Source organism: Erwinia rhapontici, from assembly GCF_012271765.1.
In the GTDB taxonomy this organism is placed as follows: domain Bacteria; phylum Pseudomonadota; class Gammaproteobacteria; order Enterobacterales; family Enterobacteriaceae; genus Erwinia; species Erwinia rhapontici.
Map to the genome: position 1 here is coordinate 93,233 of NZ_VRKO01000003.1, position 21,610 is coordinate 114,842.

The window sequence follows — 21,610 nt, forward strand, 5'->3', positions numbered from 1 at the left end:
TTCTCCTGCTGATGAGTGACTTCAATGACGATCTCCTCCACTGACCTGTTTACCGTCGTTCAGCCCACGGTGCCGCTTGCCGATCCGCATGTTCTGTCAGATATCCGTGACCGGCGCAGCATTATTGATGCGATCTTTGATGCGCTCGTCAGACGCAACGATGAGGGCGAGTTTATTCCGTGGCTGGCGGAAAGCTGGTCAGTGGAGGACGATTGCCGACGCTGGTGCTTCCAGCTGCGCGCTGGCGTGCGCTGCCACAACGGCGCAATACTCACAGCCTTTGATGCCCAAGCCTCTCTGCTGCGCGCGCTCTCACCGGAGATGCCAGGCGAGCTGGGTACGCAGGGCGTGCTGCGCAGCTATTTACAGCATGCCACCGTGACAGTGGCCGATAATGGCGCGCTGACGATCGACAACCCGGAACCTTTTGCTGATCTGCTGGATTTACTGGTGGATATTGCCATTGTTCCGGCAGACAACCTGCACGCGCTGCCACAGCAGCCTATCGGCAGCGGTCCTTACCAGTTCGCAGAGCAGCAGCCAGGGCGTATAACCCTGCACGCCTTTGATGATCACTGGGCGGGTAAACCGCCAGCCGCCACGCTGGTGTGGCTGGCCGAGCCTGATGCCGTGCAACGCCAGGCGCTGTTCGCCCGTGGTGAGGCCGATCTGCTGGTGGACCCGCTGTTTGAGCCAGCTGGCGCGGAACACATCGTCAGCCAGCGTAGTTATCTGTGCATTATTTTTCTGCTGAACCTGTTTGAGGGTGCCACACAGGATGTTCGGGTCAGAAAGGCGCTGAATTATGCCGTTAATCGTCAGGCAATTATCGCGCATCCACAGATCGCTCAGGGCCACGCGCGCCCCTTAGCCGGGCCGTTAACGGCCCGCCACAGCGTTATTCCGCAGGATGTGCAGCCCTATCGCTACGATCCCAACGCAGCACGACAGCTGCTGGCAGACGCGGGCTATGCCTCAGGGCTGAAGCTGTCGCTGGCGCTCCCGGCACGCTTTCCCGATGAATCGATTGTGCTGGCCCGGCATATCGCGGAGGAACTTCAGGCGGTGGGTGTGACCGTCGATTTGACTATCTATGAAGACAGACCGGCCTATGCGCAGCGGGTACGCGATAAGCAGTTTGGCGATATTGCCTGCTTTGACTCCAGCCCGGCCAGCGGCTGGCGCATTTACCGTGAAAAACTGGATTCCCGCCAGCAGGGCCCGTGGTGGCAGGGGTATCACAGCGAGGCGCTCAATGCGCTGCTTGACCGTGCCGCCGCGACGGCTGATGGCGATCAACGTGCGGCAATCATGCGCCAGGCGTTTACTCAGGTTCACGATGACGCACCCTGGCTATTTTTGTATGCCCCGGATCATCGCTGGGCGCTGGGAGAGAAAGCCCGCGGCTGGCACCCCTGCGCAGAAGGTCGGGTCCGCATCCTCTGATACCCTAAGGTGGCTCACAATACCGAGCCACCTCCCCGGCCCCCCATCCGTCTTTACTCTTCCCCTCTCAGCAGTCGCCCGGCGTCCTCTGCGCTAAACCATGCCACCAGAAAATCCAGCAATGTACGCAGGCGTGCAGACTGGTACTGCCGCGACGAATAAATCGCATACAGCCCCAGCTCATCAAGCTGATACTCTGGCAGCAAGGCTACCAGTTCACCGCTGGCCAACAGCGGTCCTGCACTGTAGTTCGGCTGCATGGAAATACCGGCCCCCGCCAGGGTGGCAGAGAGCAGCATCACCGAATCATTGCCACTCAGATTACCACTGACCGCCACCGCCTCTTTCTCCTCGCCCCGGGTGAAGTGCCACAGGCTTTTACCGAAATGCGAGTAGGCCAGGCAGTTGTGATGGGTGAGGTCCTGCGGGATCTGCGGCGTTCCCGCACGGGCAAGATAAGCGGGAGCCGCACAAATCACCGACTGACAGGTATGCAGGGGGCGGGCAATCAGGTTGGGCTCCAACTGGGCAGTAATGCGCAGCGCCAGATCAATACGTTCTTCCACCAGGTTGACCCGTTGATTGCTGATGTGCAGGTCGATACGCACCCGGGGATAACGCTGCTGAAACGCGGTCAGTGCCACCATCAGCACGCTTTGCCCCAGCGACAGCGAACAGGAGACGCGCAGCAGACCGGAGAGCCCCTCTCCCTCTGGCTGGTTGCTGTGCTCAATCTCGGCAGACAGCGCCGCCAGTTGCTGGCAACGCGCCAGGGCATGCTCTCCGGCAGGCGTCAGGCTCAGACGGCGGGTGCTGCGATGCAGCAGGCGCGCCCCGGCCCAGCTTTCCATCTGGTTCAGATAGCGGGTGACCATAGCCCGCGACATATCCAGCGTTTCCGCCGCCGCCGACAGGCTGCCGCGTTGAACAATGGTGATAAAAACCGTCGCTGCGGTGACGCGATCCATAATATGCCCGTTTTATGCAACAATCTGTTGCCTGATAGTCGGTTTATCTGCTGTATTTTGCAACCTACACTGGGTTCTTTTCCGACTCACAGGTTATTTACGATGAAAACCCGCCTCACTCTCCTGCTGGCGCTGACGGCCAGCGCTCCACTGTATGCCGCTGAAACCCTAAAACTGGAAGTTTATAATCCAGGCGAAGCCAGTATGTTTGCGGTTTCCAGCGAAATCATTTCCGGCCCGAATGAAGTGGTGCTGATTGATGCCCAGTTCCAGCGCAATGATGCCGAAGCGCTGGTCAAACGCATCAAAGCGACAGGAAAAACGCTCACTACGGTGTTTATCAGCCAGTCGGACCCGGATTTCTACTTCGGCCTCGATACGATTAAGCACGCCTTCCCACAGGTGAAAATTCTCGCTACTGCCGCCACGGTAGATCTCATTAAACAGAGCAAAGAGGGCAAGCTGGCGTTCTGGGGGCCGAAGATGGGCGCTAACGCTCCAGAGTCGCTGATTGTTCCCGAGGTCTTACAGGGCGACAGTTTTAAGGTGGACGGTGAGCGCATCGAGGTAAAAGGCGTGAACGGCCCGCAGCCGCAGAATACCTGGCTGTGGGTGCCCTCCCTGAAAACAGTGATGGGCGGCGTGGTGGTGTATGGCAATAATATTCACGTCTGGATGGCCGATGCGCAGTCAGCCACCGAGCGGTCAGTTTGGCAGCAGAAGCTGGAAGCGATTACAGCGCTGAAACCGGTGCGCGTTGTTCCAGGGCATTTCCTGCCGGGTGCGGCAGAGACAGTGGCGTCGGTGAACTTCACTCACCAGTATCTGAAAACGGCTGAAAGCGTGTTGGCAGAGAGTAAAGATGCCGCCAGTTATACCGCGACGATGAAGACGAAATACCCTGATTTAAAAGATGCGTCGAGCCTGGAATTGAGCGCGAAAGTGCTGAAAGGCGAGATGAAGTGGCCGCAGTAACCCTTCAGGGTCTGAAATCGTAGGGGCGAGGCACGCCTCGCCACATCCGCAACGGGTGAGGCATGCCTCACCCCTACATGGCCCTGTCGATCCGGGTCAGGCAATATTCAAATATTTGTGCGTCTGCATCGATAACCGCCAGTTACGCGCAATGCAGGTTTCAATGCACAGCTTCGTCGCATCATCCTTCTGACTGATCGGCTGTAGCGCGATAATCCGCGCCTTATCATCGCTGAGCGTTGCCAGCAGATCATCCAGCGCATCGACGTCGCGCTGACGCGCCACCGGGTGTTTCACTTCATCGGCGCGCACCAGGGCCTGATGCAGCACATCATAGCCGCCGCGCATATTCACCTTCGGCGACACTGTCACCCAGGTTTCCGGCGTACAGCGCACATCGTGCGTGCCGCTGGTTTCAATCTGGCAACCGAAACCATGCTGCTGAAGGGCTGCGGTCAACGGAGTGAGATCGTGAATGCACGGCTCACCGCCGGTGATCACAATATGTTTCGCCGTCCAGCCATGCTGGCGGATCACGCCGATCAAGGCCTCTGCATCGGCGGCACCCCAGGCATCGGTTTCGACGGTTTTCAGCAGAATATCGCCCAGCGATGTCTCCCGATCGGCCAGTTTATCCCAGGTATGTTTGGTATCACACCAACTGCAGCCCACCGGGCATCCCTGCAAGCGGATAAAAATTGCCGGTACGCCGGTATAAAGACCTTCGCCCTGCAACGTCTGGAACATTTCATTTATCGGGTACTGCATTAACATCTCGACTGGTGGCTAAAATACGGGCGCAGATTATGGCAGATTGACAGAATAAGGCCAAACAAAGCGTGCCAATCATTGCGCCGCCGTTGACCCTCCCCCCAATGCAGACGGTCAACGGCCAGGCAGGCGGGGTTAAAACGTCTCCCAATTCCCTTCGTCGGTGGCTGCGGCTTTACGCGGAGCGGCCAGCCGTGGGGTTTTGAGTGCCTGAGCGCTGCGGTTATCGACAACCACAGCACGCTGTGGTCCGATTTTAAACACGGCAACCGCCTGAGACAGCAGGCTGGCCTGCTCTTCCAGTGACGCTGACGCAGCCGCAGATTCCTGCACCAGAGAGGCATTCTGCTGCGTCACCCGATCCATCTCGGTGACGGCAAGGCCAATCTGGTCGATGCCACGGCTCTGTTCATCAGACGCCGAGGAGATCTCACCCATAATATCGGTGACGCGCACCACCGCGCTGACGATATCCGTCATGGTTTCCCCTGCCGTCGCCACCTGCTGTGAACCGGCATCCACGCGGTTCACTGAGTCCTCAATCAGGGATTTAATCTCTTTGGCAGCCTGGGCGCTGCGCTGGGCAAGATTACGCACTTCGCCCGCGACAACGGCAAACCCACGCCCCTGCTCACCGGCTCGTGCCGCTTCAACCGCCGCATTCAGTGCCAGGATATTGGTCTGGAAAGCGATGCCGTCGATCACGCTGGTAATATCAGCAATCTTTTTAGAACTTCCCGCGATCTCATTCATGGTTTTCACCACACCTTCCACCACCCTGCCGCCTTTCGCGGCGGTTTCTGAGGCGTTCTTAGCCAGCTGTGACGCCTGACGCGCGTTTTCGGCGTTCTGCTTCACGGTGGCCGTTAACTGTTCCATGCTGGCCGCAGTTTGCTCCAGCGAGGCCGCCTGCTGTTCAGTACGGGAAGAGAGATCGTTGTTACCCTGAGAGATTTCACTCGCCCCGGTGTAAATGGCATTCGAACTGTCACGCACATTACCCACGGTGCCGATCAGCGACTGCTGCATTTGCGTCAGGTTACTGGCCAGCAGACCCATTTCGCTGCGCCCGTCCACCACCAGGGTTTCGGAAAGGTCACCCGCCGCGATACGCTGAATATGGACCAGCAACTGTTTTAACGGCGTCAGCAGAACACGTTTGATCACCACCCAGACCGAGCCCACCAGCAGCAGCAATATCAACACCACCGCCCCCAGCGTCCAGACCATATGGTTGTAGCCGTTTTGGTTATCGGTGACGCCCACCGCCAGCAGGCTGCCGTTCTGCTCACGCCAGCGGTCATAATTTTTTTCTAAATCATCCTGGGCTTTCTGCGCTTCCAGATTACCGTACGCTTCGTAGTTATTGGCCCCCAGATACTGAATGGACTGTTTCATGGTGTCGTACATCAGCTGATAGCTGCTGACAATGGCGTCATCCAGTGCCGTATTCTGGCCCTCTACCGCCGGATACTGTTTATAACGGGCAAAATGTTGTCCGGCATCGTCCAGCGTTTCAGAGGCCTGGCCCAGCAGTTTTTCAATCGCCGCCATGGAGGCAGGATCGGTCTGCTTTTTCAGGATACGGATAGCCACCCGGTTGATGGTGACCCGCGTTTTGACCAGTGTTTGCCATGCATCACTCAGTTGCCCCTGTTGCTCAGTCAAAATCGTGGCACGGGTGAAGTTGGCTTTGTCCTGGCTTATCGCATTGAACGAGAGCGCGCTGGAGACAAGCAATAGCGCACTAAAAATGATCAGCATGATAACGATGCTGGTGACGACTTTTATATTTTTTAGCATGGTGCGCACTCTGTGATGGGGTTAGCCCGATAACAGCTAATATCGGTTCAGAGTGGCATTTACTTTAATTACTTACAAAAGCCCTGTGGGCGGCCCTTTGACGGCCGCCCGGATTGATAAATTACATAAATCTGTTGTCGCGCATCTGCACCATCGCCTGCTTCGCCACGTCTTTCGCCCCGCTCAGGGTAAAGTGACCGTAGTCGTTCGAGGTCGGATGGCCGTCAGACGCCAGCCCGCGACAAATGTTACCGGGGCAGACAATCGAATAGACCGAGATATAGGGCGTTCCCTGCTCGGCCATCGCTGTACGCATTTGTTCGTCCGTCCCGCGGATCTCTTTCTTAATCGATGAGGCAACCAAATCTTTTCGTCCGTCCGTCTGATAAGCCAGCAGGTCCGGCAGCGCTTCGGTATATTCGACGGTCGGCCCCATGACGATGATATTGCCAGAGCGAGATTTCAGGTGCTCGAGCGTTGCGCGCAGAGGCGCGATATCCTCCGGTGCCCAGCGCGCCGAAATGATAATGCCGTCAATATGATGTTCTGCGATCCACTGGTCGTAGACATAGTCCACCAGTCGGGTGCACGGATTACGCAGTGACTGCTGGTACAACGGCTTACAGCCTGCTGAGGTCGCCTGAATAACGTTCACTCCGTCCCCCGCCGCCAGGCTGATAGCACGCCACAGATGCGCTGCATGGCTGTCACCGATCATCACATAGTTCTTCGCGGTCGGAGAGGTCTTGAGGCAGAACTCACGATCAAACGGCTTATCTTCCTCGCTCTTACCATCAACGAAACACTGCCCACGACGATATTGGTAGTCAAACTCCGGCATCTTGCTGTATTCCGAGTACTGCGCCAGCGCCAACGCCGCCGGAGAAAATTGCCCGGAGCTGTTACTGATATGGCCTTTATACAGCGCTCCGCTGGCCATCACGGCAAGCCCTATCACCGAAGCCGCCACAATACGGCCCGGGCTGATGTAAGACAGTTTGTAGCGGAACGGGATTTCGATCAGATAGCGCGATGCCACTGCCAGACCAAAGGTTAAGGCGAGGATCACCAGCTCACGCACACCCGGTTCAAAATTAAAGAACATGCGCGAGTAAACAATGATCGGCCAGTGCCACAGATACAGGCAGTAGGAGATCATACCGATATACACGACCGGCTTCAGTGCCAGCAGACGGGAGACGACAGACTGCTGACCCGCCAGGATAATCAGGAAGCTACCAAGACACGGATAGAGCGCATTCCACGCCGGGAAAGGCAGGGTGGTATCAAGCCAGAGAAAACCAAACAGAATCAACGCCAGCCCGCTGAGGCTCATGGCGTGTTTCACCCCGGTACGGTAATGGGCGGTTTTGGCTTCCAGCCCGGCGATAGCAATAATCCCGCCGAGCGCCATCTCCCAGGCGCGGGTCGGAAGCATGTAGAAGGTAAAGGTAGGTTTGCGCGTAACGCCGTAAATACTCAACAGCAGCGAACCCGCTATCACCAGCAGCATCACCTGAGTGGTACGGTTGCGGAACAGACGGATCACCAGCAACAGGATGATGGGGAAGAGAATATAGAACTGCTCTTCCACCGCCAGCGACCAGGTATGCAGCAGCGGCTTGAGATCGGCCGGGCCATCAAAATAGCCGGTGGTTTTCCAGAAAAAGATATTCGATGCCGACAGCAATGCCGCCAGCGCACTGTTGCTCAGATCGGTAAACTGAGCGGGAAGCAGGTGGTAATAACCAAATATCATCACCGCCAGCAGCACCACAAACAGCGGTGGCAAAATACGCAGGCAGCGACGTTTATAGAAATCGAGATAAGAGAAGTTGCCACTCATGGCACTGTTATAAATAATGCCGCAGATCAGATAGCCGGAAATCACAAAGAAGATATCGACGCCGGTAAAACCGCCGGGTATCCCCCCTATTCCCATGTGGTACGCAATAACCGGCAGTACGGCGAGTGCGCGTAGCCCGTCAACATCAGCACGGTATTTCATATTTTCTGATCCTGGTTACAAATAGTCACCGCGAATTTACACAAAATGACGCATAAAAACGCCCTGCAATCCATGAACCAGGACTTTTCCGCATTCAAGAAATAACCTTAACTCGCTGAAAAATAAAAATAAGCAAAAAAAAGCCCCGTCCGGAGACGGGGCTTTTCAGATAATCCTCAACCGGATAACCGGTTCAGAATATCGGCAGCTTACTGACCTTTAACTTCTTTCAGGCCGTTGAATGGCGCACGGTTGCCCAGCGCTTCTTCGATACGGATCAGCTGGTTGTACTTAGCAACACGGTCAGAACGGCTCATAGAACCGGTTTTGATCTGGCCCGCTGCAGTACCTACCGCCAGGTCAGCGATAGTGGCATCTTCAGTTTCACCTGAACGGTGAGAGATCACCGCAGTGTAGCCCGCGTCTTTAGCCATTTTGATCGCAGCCAGCGTCTCGGTCAGAGAACCGATCTGGTTGAATTTGATCAGGATGGAGTTAGCGATGCCTTTGTCGATGCCTTCTTTCAGGATCTTGGTGTTGGTCACGAACAGGTCGTCGCCCACCAGCTGGATTTTGTCGCCCAGCACTTCGGTCTGGTATTTGAAGCCAGCCCAGTCAGATTCGTCCAGGCCATCTTCGATAGAGACGATTGGGTACTGTTTGGTCAGGTCTTCCAGGAAGTGAGTGAACTCTTCAGAAGTGAAGGCTTTGTTGCCTTCGCCTGCCAGCACATATTTACCGTCTTTGTAGAATTCAGATGCTGCACAGTCCATTGCCAGGGTGATGTCTTTACCCAGAACATAGCCCGCTTCTTTTACCGCTTCAGCGATAACAGCCAGTGCTTCTGCGTTAGAACCCAGGTTTGGCGCATAGCCACCTTCGTCACCAACCGCAGTGCCCATGCCTTTAGATTTCAGCACTTTTGCCAGGGTATGGAACACTTCAGAACCCATACGTACAGCTTCTTTCAGCGTTTTCGCGCCAACAGGCTGGATCATGAATTCCTGGATGTCGACGTTGTTGTCTGCGTGCTCGCCGCCGTTGATGATGTTCATCATTGGCAGTGGCATAGAGAACTTGCCTGGGGTGCCGTTCAGTTCAGCGATGTGCTCGTACAGTGGCATGCCTTTCGCAGCAGCCGCCGCTTTAGCCGCAGCCAGAGAAACAGCCAGAATGGCGTTAGCACCAAACTGTGATTTGTTCTCAGTACCGTCCAGATCGATCATGATCTTGTCGATATTGGCCTGGTCTTTGGCATCTTTGCCGGTAACCGCGTCAGCGATCGGACCATTAACAGCAGCAACAGCTTTAGTGACGCCTTTACCCAGGAAACGAGATTTGTCACCGTCACGCAGTTCCAGCGCTTCGCGAGAACCAGTAGAAGCACCTGATGGCGCCGCTGCCAGACCGACAAAGCCGCCTTCCAGATGCACTTCAGCTTCAACAGTCGGGTTTCCACGAGAGTCGATGATTTCGCGACCGATGACTTTAATGATTTTGGACATTAGTTTTTCCTCAGTACAAGTTAGCTTAAACTTAGACACACGGCTTGAAACCCTAAGATTTCAAGCCGTTATGAAAACACTTATTTTGCCAAACGCTTCTGGTACTCGCTGGCAGCTTTCACAAAGCCACTGAACAGCGGGTGCCCGTCCCGAGGTGTTGAGGTGAATTCCGGATGGAACTGACACGCAACAAACCATGGGTGGTCAGGGATCTCAATGATCTCAACCAGTTGGTCATCCCCAGAGCGACCTGCCACACGTAAACCGGCCGCTTCAATTTGCTTCAATAGCATATTGTTGACTTCATAACGATGACGGTGGCGCTCAACAATGGTGTCTGAACCATAGAGATTACGCACCAGGCTGTTATCCGTCAGCTGGCACTGCTGGCTACCCAGGCGCATGGTGCCGCCCAAATCGCTCTGCTCAGTACGCTGCTCAACGTTGCCTTCTTCATCACGCCATTCGGTAATCAGCGCCACAACCGGGTACTTACAGTCAGGAACGAACTCCGTTGAGTTCGCCCCCTCCATATGTGCCACGTTACGGGCAAACTCCATCAATGCGACCTGCATACCGAGGCAAATGCCGAGGTAAGGAATATTGTTTTCGCGGGCATACTGCGCCGTCATCAATTTGCCTTCCACACCACGATAGCCGAAACCGCCAGGGATAAGGATAGCATCCAGATCCTTCAGCACTTCAACACCACGGGTTTCAACATCTTGAGAGTCGATCAGCTTGATATTCACCGTCACACGGTTTTTCAGACCACCGTGCTTCAGGGCTTCGATCACTGATTTGTACGCATCCGGCAGTTCGACATATTTACCGACCATCCCGATGGTCACTTCACCACCTGGATTCGCTTCCTGATAAATCACCTGCTCCCACTCGCCAAGGTTGGCTTCCGGAGCATTCAGATTGAAGCGTTTGCAGATAAAGTCATCCAGGCCCTGCGATTTCAGCATGCCAGGAATTTTGTAGATGGAGTCGACATCTTTCAGTGAGATAACGGCTTTTTCCGGCACATTACAGAACAGCGCAATCTTAGCGCGTTCGTTAGCGGGAACCGCGCGGTCAGAACGGCAGATCAGCACATCGGGCTGAATACCGATAGACAGCAGCTCTTTCACGGAATGCTGGGTTGGCTTCGTTTTCACTTCGCCCGCCGCGGCCATATACGGCACCAGCGTCAGGTGCATATACATGGTGTGCTCACGGCCCACATCCACCGCCATCTGACGAATGGCTTCCAGGAATGGCAGTGATTCGATATCACCCACGGTGCCACCAATTTCCACCAGCACGACATCATGGCCTTCGCCACCTTCAATGATGCGTTCTTTGATGGCATTGGTAATGTGCGGGATCACCTGAATGGTCGCACCCAGATAGTCGCCACGACGCTCTTTGCGCAGGACTTCTGAATAGATACGGCCTGTGGTGAAGTTGTTACGGCGGCTCATCTTAGTACGGATGAAACGCTCGTAGTGACCGAGATCCAGATCGGTTTCCGCGCCATCATCGGTGACATAAACTTCACCGTGCTGGGTTGGACTCATGGTGCCTGGGTCCACGTTGATGTACGGGTCCAGCTTCATGATGGTCACGTTAAGACCACGCGCTTCAAGGATAGCGGCCAGGGAAGCTGCGGCAATGCCTTTACCCAGAGAGGAAACGACCCCGCCGGTCACAAATATATAGTTCGTTGTCATGCTGAACCTGAGAATGTAGGTTTAAAGACGATGGAATGAATAACCAAGACGGGAAAATAGTATACCCGAAACACCCCGTTGCGACAATTGCTCGTTTCCGGTTGTGTGCTTACCACCGCATTTACCGCCATGAGATTACCTGAATATGCGCATCAGGAGGTTGACGCGCGTCACATTTTTGTTGAATCGTGTCAGCCAATTATTCCTGAGATTTCACAACCTGCCATGCGGCTTCCATCTGTTCGAGGGTCGCCTGCTGCATTTCCATCCCTCCTGCGGCAATAATCTGCTCAACCTGGCGAAAACGACGTTCAAACTTGGTATTGGCCTTCTGCAATGCAGTTTCGGCTTTACTGCCGAGGTGCCGTGACAGGTTGACCGTGGCAAACAGCAGATCGCCAATCTCTTCTTCCAGCTTGTCCTGATCGATGACCGCCTGCTGCGCTTCATGCATCACTTCATCAATCTCTTCATGCACTTTATCGAGCACCGGTCCAATCGTGGTCCAGTCGAAGCCCACGTGACTGCAACGCTTCTGGATTTTGTGAGCACGCATCAGAGCAGGCAAGGCATGTGGGATATCATCCAGCGCCGAATGCTGTGCTTTTTCGGCACGCTCATCGCTTTTAATTTTTTCCCAGTTGACCAACACCTCAGCACTGTCGCTGACCTGCGCATCGGCAAAGATATGCGGATGGCGGCGTTGCAGTTTATCGCTGATCGCATTGCAGATATCGTCGAAGTTAAAGCGCCCCTCTTCCTGCGCCATCTGAGCGTAAAACACCACCTGGAACAGGAGATCACCCAGCTCACCGCGCAGATCGTCAAAATCAGCGCGGTTAATCGCATCAATCACTTCGTAGGTTTCTTCGAGGGTATAAGGGGCAATAGAGGCAAAAGTCTGCTGGCGATCCCACGGGCAGCCGTGTTCCGGATCGCGCAGGGTTTTCATGATGCCCAGCAGGCGATCGAGAGAAGTCATAGTGTATTCCATGTTGAATTAGGAGGGCGACGCATGCGTCGCCCCTACGATCGAACCGGGCACCAGGGGCCGGGCATGCCCGGCCCGGTTAATGCAATCTCTTAGCGTCGATGATATCCGGGACCTGGTTAAGCCGTGCTATCACCCGGCTCAACACCTGCTGGTTATAGATCTCAATATCCATATCAATCGTCGCCAGCTGCTTTTTGGTGTCACTGTGGCTGGATACGCCCAGCACGTTCACTTTTTCATTGGCCAGGATGGTGGTGATATCGCGCAACAGGCCGCTGCGATCGTTCGCGGTAACACGCACCACCAAGGAATAACCGCTGGAATAAGTCTCACCCCAGACCGCATCGACGATACGTTCCGGTGCATGAGACATCAGATCCGCCAACTGGTCACAGTCGGCACGGTGAATCGAAATTCCGCGTCCCTGGGTGATAAACCCGGTGATATCGTCACCCGGAATCGGCTGGCAGCAGCGCGCAATGTGGTGCATCAGATTACCGACCCCTTCCACCACCACGCGGCCGCTCTCTTTGCTACGAGGTACGCTGTTAGAGGTTTTCTGCGTCAGTTTTTGCAGCGCTTCACGATCTTCTTCCTCAGCGCTTGGCTTGTTCAGCTTCGACTGCAGGAAGTTGCTCATCTGGTTGAGACGGACATCGCCACCGCCAATCGCGGCCAGCAGCTCATCCAGCGTGTTGAAGTTGTAGCGCGGTAGCAGCAGCTTCTCGGCATCTTTCAGATTGATATCAAGATGGTCCAGTTCGCTGTCGAGGATTTGACGCCCGGCAATAATATTCTTGTCACGATCCTGTTTGCGGAACCAGGCGTGGATCTTCGAGCGCCCCCGGCTGGTGGTGACATAGCCCAGGTTCGGGTTCAGCCAGTCCCGGCTTGGGTTCGGCTGCTTCTGAGTGATGATGTCAATCTGGTCGCCCATCTGCAGCTGATAGGTGAACGGCACAATGCGCCCGCTGATTTTCGCGCCGATGCAACGGTGGCCGATATCGCTGTGGATATGGTAAGCAAAGTCCAGCGGTGTGGACCCGGCCGGCAGATCGACCACATCCCCTTTCGGCGTAAAGACATAAACCCGGTCGTCGAACACCTGGCTGCGTACTTCGTCGAGCAACTCGCCGCTGTCCGCCATCTCTTCCTGCCAGGTAATCAGCTTACGCAGCCAGGCAATACGTTCTTCGTGGCCGGAAGCCCCGCGAGCGCTGCCACTTGCTGCACCCTCTTTATATTTCCAGTGCGCGGCAACGCCCAGCTCGGCATCTTCATGCATCTGGCGGGTACGGATCTGAATCTCGACGGTTTTACCCTTTGGCCCGAGAACCACGGTATGAATAGACTGGTAGCCGTTCGGCTTAGGGTTGGCAACGTAGTCGTCAAATTCGCTCGGTATATGGCGGTACAGAGTATGGACGATACCCAGCGCACCATAACAGTCCTGCAAACGCTCAGCCACGATGCGCACCGCGCGCACATCGAACAACTCATCAAACGACAGCGACTTTTTCTGCATCTTGCGCCAGATGCTGTAGATATGTTTTGGGCGACCATACACCTCGGCCTTCACGCCCTCTTTCACAATCTCCGTGCGCAGCGACTGCACGAAAGTATCAATGTAGTCTTCCCGATCGATACGACGCTCGTGCAGCAGTTTGGCAATACGTTTGTATTCATCAGGATGCAGATAACGGAAGCAGAAGTCCTCCAGCTCCCATTTAAGCTGGCCGATACCCAGGCGGTTTGCCAGCGGAGCATAAATATTGGTGCACTCTTTTGCCGCCAGGACGCGTTCATCTTCCGGCGCGTCTTTCACTTCACGCAGGTGGGCAATACGCTCCGCCAGCTTAATCACCACACAGCGGAAATCTTCCACCATCGCCAGCAGCATGCGGCGCACGTTATCGACCTGCTCTGAGGCCATCGAATCATTGTGGGTCGCTTTTAACTGACGGATGGCATCCATATCGCGCACGCCATGCACCAGCGAGACAATGGCTTTACCGTGCTGCTCTTCCAGAACCTCTTCGCTCACCACGTTGGCATCGGCCAATGGGAACAGCAAAGCGGCACGCAGCGTTTCGTTGTCCATGCTGAGCATTGAGAGGATTTCTACCATCTCGACGCCACGCCACAGTAACAGTGCTGCGTCAGGATGATTTTTGGTCGCTGTTTCACAATAGCGCCAGGTATCGGCCAGTCGTTCACATGACTGCTGGTTGGAGATCCCCAGACTGGTGATCCATTGGTCGAGCGCAAACTCGCCAGCTGTATTCAGATGTGCACTTCTTACCGCAACCATATCCTCTCCTGGAATAGCCTCTGTTCAGGCCTTATTTTCAGCTAAACAGCACCATGGATCTTCGCCGTACACAGTGACGCCGTTGTTTTCAGATTATTGAATCCCGCATTATACGCAGCCTTCACGACTATTGCTGCAACGCCTTCCACACCTGCGACATTTTCAGCCATTTTTCCTGGCGTCTGAGCCCAATTTCTCATTTCAAAAGCACATTTCATCGGTGTGTGGCGATACAGTCAGCTGCTATAGCTTAGGCTTATGCGAAAACTGTTCCAGTTTTTAAAAAAAAATTTATCATTCTGCGTTACTGAGCAGGAAGAACTGATACAAGCCTTTGCCTGCCCCTGTTCGTGACGTTCATGCCAATGTCCTGCCACAAAGCGTGGCGCTGAACGCTATCATCAATCTGAAATGACGCCTTATGTTCACGCTTCACGATGGGGCAACACAATCTTTCAGGGTAGAATTTCATCATTGTTTCTTTGTGATTCACACGTCATCATTATCGGCAGGAAAATCGGGTATTGCCTGCCTCTGAACACAGCGCCAGTTGGACGGCACAGAGCGAAACACCGCGCACAGGGAATATTATGACCAAATACAGCCTGCGGGCTCGAATGATGATTTTGATTCTGGCACCCACGCTGATGATTGGGCTGCTGCTCTCCACGTTTTTCGTCGTGAACCGATATAACGAATTACAGAGCCAGCTCACCGATGCCGGGGTCAATATTATCGAACCGCTGGCGGTCTCAAGTGAATATGGCATGACCTTTCACAGTAAAGAGTCCGTGCGCCAACTGGTCAGCCTGCTGCATCGCCGTCATTCAGATATTGTGCGGGCCATTTCGGTTTTCGACGATCACAATCAGTTGTTTGTCACGTCAAACTACCATCAGACGCCCGACCTGCTGCGCCTGCCGGACAACACGCCGTTAACCACTCGCTATATGAAACAGCGCCACGGAAACTCCGTGATCCTGCGTACCCCCATCCTCTCCGAAAGCTATTATCCGGATGAATCGCCGGGCCAGGATGCGAAACCCAATGGTAATCCCCTCGGTTATGTCGCCATTGAGCTGGATCTGCAATCCGTCAGGCTACAGCAGTATAAAGAGGTGTTTATCTCTACCCTCTTGCTGCTGCTTTGCCTGTGTATTGCCATGCTGTTTGCCTACCGTCTGATGCGCGATGTCACCGGGCCGATCCGCAATATGGTGAGTACCGTTGACCGCATCCGCCGTGGCCAGCTAGACAGCCGCGTAGAAGGGCATATGCTGGGTGAACTCGATGTGCTGAAAAACGGCATCAACTCGATGGCCATGTCGCTTACCGCCTATCACGAAGAGATGCAGCAAAATATCGACCAGGCTACCTCTGACTTGCGTGAAACGCTGGAACAGATGGAGATCCAAAACGTCGAGTTGGATCTGGCTAAAAAACGCGCCCAGGAAGCCGCGCGTATTAAATCAGAGTTCCTCGCCAATATGTCACATGAGCTGCGCACGCCGTTAAACGGCGTGATTGGCTTTACCCGCCAGACGCTCAAAACCACGCTGAATTCCACCCAGCGCGATTATCTTCATACCATTGAACGATCGGCGAATAACCTGTTAAGCATCATTAACGATGTGCTCGACTTCTCAAAACTTGAAGCCGGAAAATTAATACTGGAGACCATCCCCTTCCCGCTGCGTGCCACGCTGGATGAAGTGGTGGTTCTGCTGGCGCAGTCCGCACATGAGAAAGGACTGGAGCTCACGCTTAATATCCAGAGTGACGTGCCGGATAATGCCATTGGCGATCCGCTGCGCATGCAGCAAATCATCGTCAACCTGCTCGGCAACGCAATCAAGTTCACCGAACGTGGCAATATTGATATTCGCGTGGAGAAACGCGCCCTGAGTAATAACCGTATGGAGCTGGAAGTTCAGATTCATGACAGCGGCATCGGGATTTCAGAAAAGCAGCAGTCGCAGCTGTTTCAGGCGTTTCGTCAGGCGGATGCCAGTATTTCGCGCCGTCACGGCGGCACCGGGCTGGGTCTGGTGATCACTCAGAAACTGGTTAATGAAATGGGCGGCGAAATCTCGTTCCACAGCCGCCTCAATCACGGTTCCACCTTCTGGTTCCACGTTAATCTGGCCCTGAATCCGAACGCTGCCAGTGATCCACGGGTGATGGATTGCATCGAAGGCCAGCGCATGGCTTATGTCGAACCCAACGCCACGGCCGCGAAAGCGCTGATGGAGATGCTGGCCGCAACGCCAATGAACATCAGCTACAGCCCGTCACTGAGTGAACTTCCGGAAGCACACTATGATGTGCTGCTGATGGGCGTTCCGGTAGCTGACCCGCAAAATCTTGAGATCACCGGAGAACAGCTGACGCCAATACTACAACGTGCTAACAGCGTCATTATGGCTCTGCCATTCCAGATGCAGGTTTATGCGGAAGAGCTCAAAGCACGCGGTGTGACGGCCTGCCTGATTAAACCGATATCCATGACCCGTCTGATCCCCGTTCTGGTCGATCATCATCACCGTGATGCCCTGCCACTGACCGAACGGCACCGTCTGCCGCTGCGTGTGATGGCGGTGGATGATAACCTGGCTAACCTGAAGCTGATTGGAGCACTGCTGGAAGAGCAAGTCGCGCACATTGTGCTGTGTGACAGTGGTGAAGCGGCGATTAATCAGGCGCGTCATCAGCATCTGGATATTATTTTAATGGATATTCAGATGCCGGAGATCGACGGCATTCGTGCCAGTGAAGCCATTCGTACCCTGCCACAGCACGCCAATACACCGATAGTGGCGGTCACGGCGCACGCACTGGATGGCGAAAGGGAACAGCTGATCAAAGCCGGGATGAACGATTACCTCGCCAAACCTATCGATGAGCAGAAACTGAGTCGACTGCTGGCACGCTATTCACCGGGCGGGCAACGCATGTCGCTGCCGGTGATTGAAGTACCGGCGTCCCTCGACTGGGCACTCGCGTTACGTCAGGCGGCGAATAAACCCGATCTGGCACGCGATTTGTTGCAGATGCTGGTGGATTTCTTACCGGAAGTTCAGATGCTGATAGAGCAATATATGACGGAGAATAATACAACTTCACTGCGCGATATCATCCATAAACTGCATGGCAGCGCCAGCTACAGCGGAGTACCACGCATGAAGCAACTCTGCCTGGCACTGGAACAAAGCCTGCGTCAGAGTGAGGATATCACTCAGGTAGAGCCTGAATTGTTTGAGCTGTTGGATGAGATGCAGAACGTGGCACGGCTGGCGAAGGAGCGGCTAAAACTGTAGGTTCGGGATCCGCTGCGAGGCGGGCCTGCATTGCAGACCCGCTCGTCAATTATGCAATGAGCTTAGCCCACTGCTCAACCCACGGAGAGGTGACCTCTTCCGGCTCCGGGTTTTCCGTGGCATCCACCAGCAGCATCTCACCCACGCGGATAGCACTTTGATCCTGTAACAGGTCAGCAAATTTTTTGCCGCCGCCGCAGAACTCATCATAGCTGCTATCGCCCAGCGCGATAATGCCGTAACGCAGCTCAGGCTGGTAACCCAACTTATCTTTGATGCCAGCGTAAAGGGAAGCAATGCTGTCCGGCAGATCGCCTTGTCCAGTGGTTGACGTGATCACCAGCACGGCTTTCTGCGCATAGTGCTGCCAGTCTTCCAACGTGGGATCTTCAAAAATCTTCACCTGATGGCCCGCCGCAACCAGCAGTGGTTCAGCCTCTTCGGCCACCAACAGGGCATTACCGTAAACGGTGCCAACAAAAATGCCTACCTCAGCCATGCTCTTCTCCATTTTGGAATGCTTATCGTTGTTCACTATCCTGCGGGCTTTCCGTCGCGAACTCAACCCGTGGAATATCAGGGAGACAGTGCTGCCAGTCGAACTGCGTCATCGCCGTTTGCCAGACGTCATCCAGCCCGGCACGCAGCACCAATGGCACCTGGGTTACCGGGTGCGCCAGGCATAGTTCGCTGGCGTGCAGCATAAGTCGGTTCATCCCGAAGTTTGCCGCAGCACTGCGATTCTGCTTCAAATCGCCATGGGCGCTATCGCCGATAATCGGGTGGCGCAGATGGGTCATATGACGACGCAACTGATGCTTACGCCCGGATTCCGGTTTCATCTCTACCAGAGAATAGCGCGAGGTTTGATAAGGGCCGACGGGCACGGGCAGTTCGGCAGTGGCCAGCCCACGCCAATGGGTGACGGCCGACTGCGGCGCTTTTTCAGGCTGGCTAAACTTATCCGCAATTTTGTCCAGTTCTTCGGTCAGCGCATAGTCCAGTACCTCATCACCTTCCAGCCAGCCGCGTACCACGGCATGATAGGTTTTCTGCAACTGATGCTGTTCAAATTGTTCTGACAATAAACGCGCCACATCACTCGACAGCGCCATCAGCAGTACGCCGGACGTTGGCCGATCCAACCGGTGCACGGTAAACACGTGCTGGCCAATCTGGTCTCGCACCGTTTGCATCACAAAACGGGTTTCATGACGGTCCAGCCAACTGCGGTGAACCAGCCAGCCGGACGGCTTATTCACCGCCACCAGCCACTGATCCTGATAAATAATTTCCAGCATCAGTTTTGTGACTCAAATAACTGGTCAAAGGCATTTAAAAGGTGCAACAGTTGCGCACGCTCCGGGATCTCACCTTCCAGCCACACTTCATAGTAAGGCGCTATCGCCAAAGTTGTCGGCAGCGGCGCACCGGCATCCAGCAGCGCCTGCATGCGCGGCAGGAATATCCATTGCAGCCATTGTAATGGCGTCATGGTATCGACGCAGAAAGGTTCTGTGCTGGCAAACGCCTCACTATTTGGGGCAATAGCCTGCCATAAACCCGCCTGTTTAAGCTGCGTTTCAATGGCCAGCAACCGTTCCTGCACCTGTTGTTCACGGCTCATGAGCAACCTCCTGATTAAGCGTTGGGGATAAAGGTCGCAAAGCATAGCATCCGCACCGTGCCGGGTAAAAATTTCAACGAAAAAAGGGGCACTGTATATACAGTGCCCCTGGTCCGTTTGCAGCGTTCCAGCTACATTTATGCTCCCTGCTCATCCTTGAAAACTATTCCTGACACTCTCCATAGCGTGCACCATCCTGATGCGAATCCTTTGACGTCCATGATCACCGACTACCTTGTTCGGTCCACATTCTCCGTCCTGGAGGTGTCCTTTACCTCTCCCTGAGGTTTCCACGCTTCATCCGGAAGCCTTTCCCTGATACGTCATCCTGACGGGTCCAACTCATTCCATGAGCACATCGTCCTGATGTTCGTTCAACCCTGACTGTCCTTTGCGATGGGTGCTATTTTGCCTGTTCAGCATAAGCAAACAAGACACCCGTGCCAGTTTTTTACGCATCTCACAGGCGTGTTATCACAATCAGTACCCTAACGTGATGATCTACAATATTTTTACAATTAGAACGATTGATATGTCTGCATCAAAGGGATGCGATCTCTCACAGAGCACGTGAGACATCTCGCACAAAATAAACGGGCAAACTCTCAGCAACGTTCGCTAAGGGGTTGTAAAGAAATAAGAAAATTCTCAATTGAAGGGGAAATGACCTGCCGTTTTTGCGTTCCTAACTGCTCAATAATCACTTCGCCATTGAGATTACAAACCGACACCACCTCCAGTTCAGATTCCGTAGTAGCAATAAACAGAGTAGGAGAGTGTTTAAGACGACGCTTCATCACCAGGTGCCCAATCAGATTTTCCTGCACGCGCACAAAATCGTCTTCACTCCACACCTGTACCAAAGACACCTGGTGTCCGGCATAAGTTCCCATCATGTCACCGGCAAATTGTGCGGTATAGAATCCGGTGATCGAGGGCTGCAAGCTGATATCCAGTGCACGTTCAACGGCATCCAGGTTTTTTGCCAGCGTAAAGGGCTGTGGCTGCCACCAGACTTCATCATTATGGGTGGCGGTGACGCAAGGCGAGGGAATGCCGTACAGATCGGCGCTCGCCGGTGCATGACCATGCTGCTGCTGCCAGAGATCGCAATAGCGCTGGCTAAAATCGCGTAGGGCCTGGGAGGTTTCTTCGATCATTATTTTTTCACTCTTTGCTGGCTGGGTTACACTGACAACCTGGTGTGCACATCGGTACACGACACTCTTCAAGCTGCCTGCCACGGCGGGCACCCTAAAGTAACACAAGGTAACACCATGTCTTCATACGACCATCATCAGGCACTGGAAGGCCTGACTCTGGGGAAACCCACAGAATATCACGACAGCTATCAACCAGAGCTGTTACAGGCTGTCCCGCGTAGCCTGAACCGTGAACCGCTGGGCCTGTATCCCGATAATCTGCCGTTCAGCGGCGCGGATATCTGGACGCTGTACGAACTGTCCTGGCTGAACAGTAAAGGGCTACCGCAGGTGGCGCTGGGTGAAGTCACTCTGGATGCCGGCAGCGTTAATCTTATTGAATCCAAAAGTTTTAAACTGTATCTGAACAGTTTTAATCAAACGCAATTTGCCGACTGGGGTGACGTCCGTCAGACGCTGGAACGCGATCTCAGTGACTGTGCTGCGGGTAAAGTTAGCGTTGCGCTATTCCGCCTGCAAGAGATTGAAGGCCAGCCCATCGGCCGTTTCAACGGCGAATGCATTGATGAGCAGGACATTGTGATTGATCACTATCAGTTCAATGCCGACTATCTGCGCGATGCCACCAGCAACGAACGCGTTGAGGAGCAACTGGTCAGCCACCTGCTCAAATCTAACTGTCTGATCACTAACCAGCCGGACTGGGGGTCAGTGCAAATCAGTTATCGTGGCCCGCGTATTCAGCGCGAGGCACTGCTCCGTTATCTGGTCTCATTCCGCCATCATAATGAGTTCCACGAACAGTGCGTCGAACGCATCTTTAACGATATTCTTCGTTACTGCCAGCCGGAGAGTCTGACCGTTTATGCCCGCTATACGCGGCGTGGTGGTCTGGATATCAATCCCTGGCGTACCAACGATAAGTTTGTCGCCAGCCGTTCAAGACTGGTCCGTCAGTAAATCGCCGATCGCAACGTTAAGCTATTGTTAAATATCAATGGAAA

The 21,610-nt window shown here is 54.4% G+C and carries 16 protein-coding genes; 4 read left to right on the forward strand and 12 right to left on the reverse strand.

Going from position 1 to position 21,610, the window contains the following annotated elements; all coding sequences use genetic code 11:
* Positions 1-24: 24 nt before the first annotated feature.
* Positions 25-1,446 carry an ABC transporter substrate-binding protein gene (locus tag FVB43_RS01495; RefSeq protein ID WP_167863283.1) on the forward strand — a complete coding sequence of 474 codons (1,422 nt, stop codon included), beginning with the start codon at positions 25-27 and terminating at the stop codon, positions 1,444-1,446.
* A 53-nt stretch (positions 1,447-1,499) separates the two neighbouring features.
* Here FVB43_RS01495 and FVB43_RS01500 read toward each other — a convergent pair whose 3' ends face one another.
* Positions 1,500-2,414 carry a LysR family transcriptional regulator gene (locus FVB43_RS01500; protein WP_133846044.1) on the reverse strand — a complete coding sequence of 305 codons (915 nt, stop codon included), beginning with the start codon at positions 2,412-2,414 and terminating at the stop codon, positions 1,500-1,502.
* Positions 2,415-2,516: 102 nt separating this feature from the next.
* On the opposite strand from FVB43_RS01500, the gene FVB43_RS01505 reads away from it, so the two are divergent.
* Positions 2,517-3,389: an MBL fold metallo-hydrolase gene (locus FVB43_RS01505; RefSeq protein WP_159337940.1), complete on the forward strand. Its 873-nt coding sequence runs from the start codon at positions 2,517-2,519 to the stop codon at positions 3,387-3,389.
* Between the two features lie 96 nt (positions 3,390-3,485).
* Here FVB43_RS01505 and queE read toward each other — a convergent pair whose 3' ends face one another.
* From queE to relA, 7 genes are all read right to left on the reverse strand, one after another.
* On the reverse strand, positions 3,486-4,157 hold the full coding sequence (gene queE / locus FVB43_RS01510) for a 7-carboxy-7-deazaguanine synthase QueE (protein ID WP_133846046.1): 672 nt from the start codon (positions 4,155-4,157) through the stop codon (positions 3,486-3,488).
* 138 nt (positions 4,158-4,295) lie between these two features.
* On the reverse strand, positions 4,296-5,963 hold the full coding sequence (locus FVB43_RS01515) for a methyl-accepting chemotaxis protein (protein ID WP_167863284.1): 1,668 nt from the start codon (positions 5,961-5,963) through the stop codon (positions 4,296-4,298).
* Between the two features lie 121 nt (positions 5,964-6,084).
* Positions 6,085-7,971, reverse strand: a complete 1,887-nt coding sequence (locus tag FVB43_RS01520) for an acyltransferase family protein (protein WP_167863285.1) — start codon at positions 7,969-7,971, stop codon at positions 6,085-6,087.
* A 209-nt stretch (positions 7,972-8,180) separates the two neighbouring features.
* Positions 8,181-9,476, reverse strand: coding sequence for a phosphopyruvate hydratase (gene eno, locus FVB43_RS01525; protein ID WP_133846049.1), 1,296 nt, complete (start codon positions 9,474-9,476; stop codon positions 8,181-8,183).
* Between the two features lie 80 nt (positions 9,477-9,556).
* A complete protein-coding gene (gene pyrG, locus FVB43_RS01530; protein WP_133846050.1) occupies positions 9,557-11,194 on the reverse strand; it encodes a glutamine hydrolyzing CTP synthase in 1,638 nt (545 codons plus the stop codon).
* Positions 11,195-11,393: 199 nt separating this feature from the next.
* Positions 11,394-12,176, reverse strand: a complete 783-nt coding sequence (gene mazG / locus FVB43_RS01535; protein WP_197931245.1) for a nucleoside triphosphate pyrophosphohydrolase — start codon at positions 12,174-12,176, stop codon at positions 11,394-11,396.
* Between the two features lie 88 nt (positions 12,177-12,264).
* Positions 12,265-14,499, reverse strand: a complete 2,235-nt coding sequence (gene relA / locus FVB43_RS01540; RefSeq protein ID WP_133846052.1) for a GTP diphosphokinase — start codon at positions 14,497-14,499, stop codon at positions 12,265-12,267.
* Positions 14,500-15,089: 590 nt separating this feature from the next.
* Between relA and barA the strand changes: the two genes are divergently transcribed.
* Positions 15,090-17,816 carry a two-component sensor histidine kinase BarA gene (gene barA, locus FVB43_RS01545; RefSeq protein ID WP_133846053.1) on the forward strand — a complete coding sequence of 909 codons (2,727 nt, stop codon included), beginning with the start codon at positions 15,090-15,092 and terminating at the stop codon, positions 17,814-17,816.
* A gap of 49 nt (positions 17,817-17,865) precedes the next feature.
* Here the strand turns inward: barA and FVB43_RS01550 are convergent, their stop codons facing one another.
* From FVB43_RS01550 to syd, 4 genes are all read right to left on the reverse strand, one after another.
* On the reverse strand, positions 17,866-18,315 hold the full coding sequence (locus FVB43_RS01550) for a flavodoxin (RefSeq protein ID WP_133846054.1): 450 nt from the start codon (positions 18,313-18,315) through the stop codon (positions 17,866-17,868).
* Between the two features lie 22 nt (positions 18,316-18,337).
* Positions 18,338-19,117, reverse strand: coding sequence for a tRNA pseudouridine(65) synthase TruC (gene truC / locus FVB43_RS01555; RefSeq protein WP_133846055.1), 780 nt, complete (start codon positions 19,115-19,117; stop codon positions 18,338-18,340).
* Positions 19,117-19,443: a YqcC family protein gene (locus FVB43_RS01560; RefSeq protein WP_133846056.1), complete on the reverse strand. Its 327-nt coding sequence runs from the start codon at positions 19,441-19,443 to the stop codon at positions 19,117-19,119. The genes truC and FVB43_RS01560 overlap by 1 nt, the downstream gene beginning before the upstream one ends.
* 605 nt (positions 19,444-20,048) lie before the next feature.
* A complete protein-coding gene (gene syd / locus FVB43_RS01565; protein WP_159337937.1) occupies positions 20,049-20,603 on the reverse strand; it encodes a SecY-interacting protein in 555 nt (184 codons plus the stop codon).
* Positions 20,604-20,720: 117 nt separating this feature from the next.
* Here syd and queF point away from each other — a divergent pair, with 117 nt between their 5' ends.
* Positions 20,721-21,566 carry an NADPH-dependent 7-cyano-7-deazaguanine reductase QueF gene (gene queF, locus FVB43_RS01570; protein WP_159337936.1) on the forward strand — a complete coding sequence of 282 codons (846 nt, stop codon included), beginning with the start codon at positions 20,721-20,723 and terminating at the stop codon, positions 21,564-21,566.
* Positions 21,567-21,610 lie beyond the last annotated feature (44 nt).

What these genes read in the sequence shown, in the direction of transcription:
- FVB43_RS01495 (WP_167863283.1), top strand. Translation starts at nt 25, where the DNA reads ATGACGATCTCCTCCACTGACCTGTTTACCGTCGTTCAGCCCACGGTG.
- FVB43_RS01500 (WP_133846044.1), bottom strand. Translation starts at nt 2,414, where the DNA reads ATGGATCGCGTCACCGCAGCGACGGTTTTTATCACCATTGTTCAACGC.
- FVB43_RS01505 (WP_159337940.1), top strand. Translation starts at nt 2,517, where the DNA reads ATGAAAACCCGCCTCACTCTCCTGCTGGCGCTGACGGCCAGCGCTCCA.
- queE (WP_133846046.1), bottom strand. Translation starts at nt 4,157, where the DNA reads ATGCAGTACCCGATAAATGAAATGTTCCAGACGTTGCAGGGCGAAGGT.
- FVB43_RS01515 (WP_167863284.1), bottom strand. Translation starts at nt 5,963, where the DNA reads ATGCTAAAAAATATAAAAGTCGTCACCAGCATCGTTATCATGCTGATC.
- FVB43_RS01520 (WP_167863285.1), bottom strand. Translation starts at nt 7,971, where the DNA reads ATGAAATACCGTGCTGATGTTGACGGGCTACGCGCACTCGCCGTACTG.
- eno (WP_133846049.1), bottom strand. Translation starts at nt 9,476, where the DNA reads ATGTCCAAAATCATTAAAGTCATCGGTCGCGAAATCATCGACTCTCGT.
- pyrG (WP_133846050.1), bottom strand. Translation starts at nt 11,194, where the DNA reads ATGACAACGAACTATATATTTGTGACCGGCGGGGTCGTTTCCTCTCTG.
- mazG (WP_197931245.1), bottom strand. Translation starts at nt 12,176, where the DNA reads ATGACTTCTCTCGATCGCCTGCTGGGCATCATGAAAACCCTGCGCGAT.
- relA (WP_133846052.1), bottom strand. Translation starts at nt 14,499, where the DNA reads ATGGTTGCGGTAAGAAGTGCACATCTGAATACAGCTGGCGAGTTTGCG.
- barA (WP_133846053.1), top strand. Translation starts at nt 15,090, where the DNA reads ATGACCAAATACAGCCTGCGGGCTCGAATGATGATTTTGATTCTGGCA.
- FVB43_RS01550 (WP_133846054.1), bottom strand. Translation starts at nt 18,315, where the DNA reads ATGGCTGAGGTAGGCATTTTTGTTGGCACCGTTTACGGTAATGCCCTG.
- truC (WP_133846055.1), bottom strand. Translation starts at nt 19,117, where the DNA reads ATGCTGGAAATTATTTATCAGGATCAGTGGCTGGTGGCGGTGAATAAG.
- FVB43_RS01560 (WP_133846056.1), bottom strand. Translation starts at nt 19,443, where the DNA reads ATGAGCCGTGAACAACAGGTGCAGGAACGGTTGCTGGCCATTGAAACG.
- syd (WP_159337937.1), bottom strand. Translation starts at nt 20,603, where the DNA reads ATGATCGAAGAAACCTCCCAGGCCCTACGCGATTTTAGCCAGCGCTAT.
- queF (WP_159337936.1), top strand. Translation starts at nt 20,721, where the DNA reads ATGTCTTCATACGACCATCATCAGGCACTGGAAGGCCTGACTCTGGGG.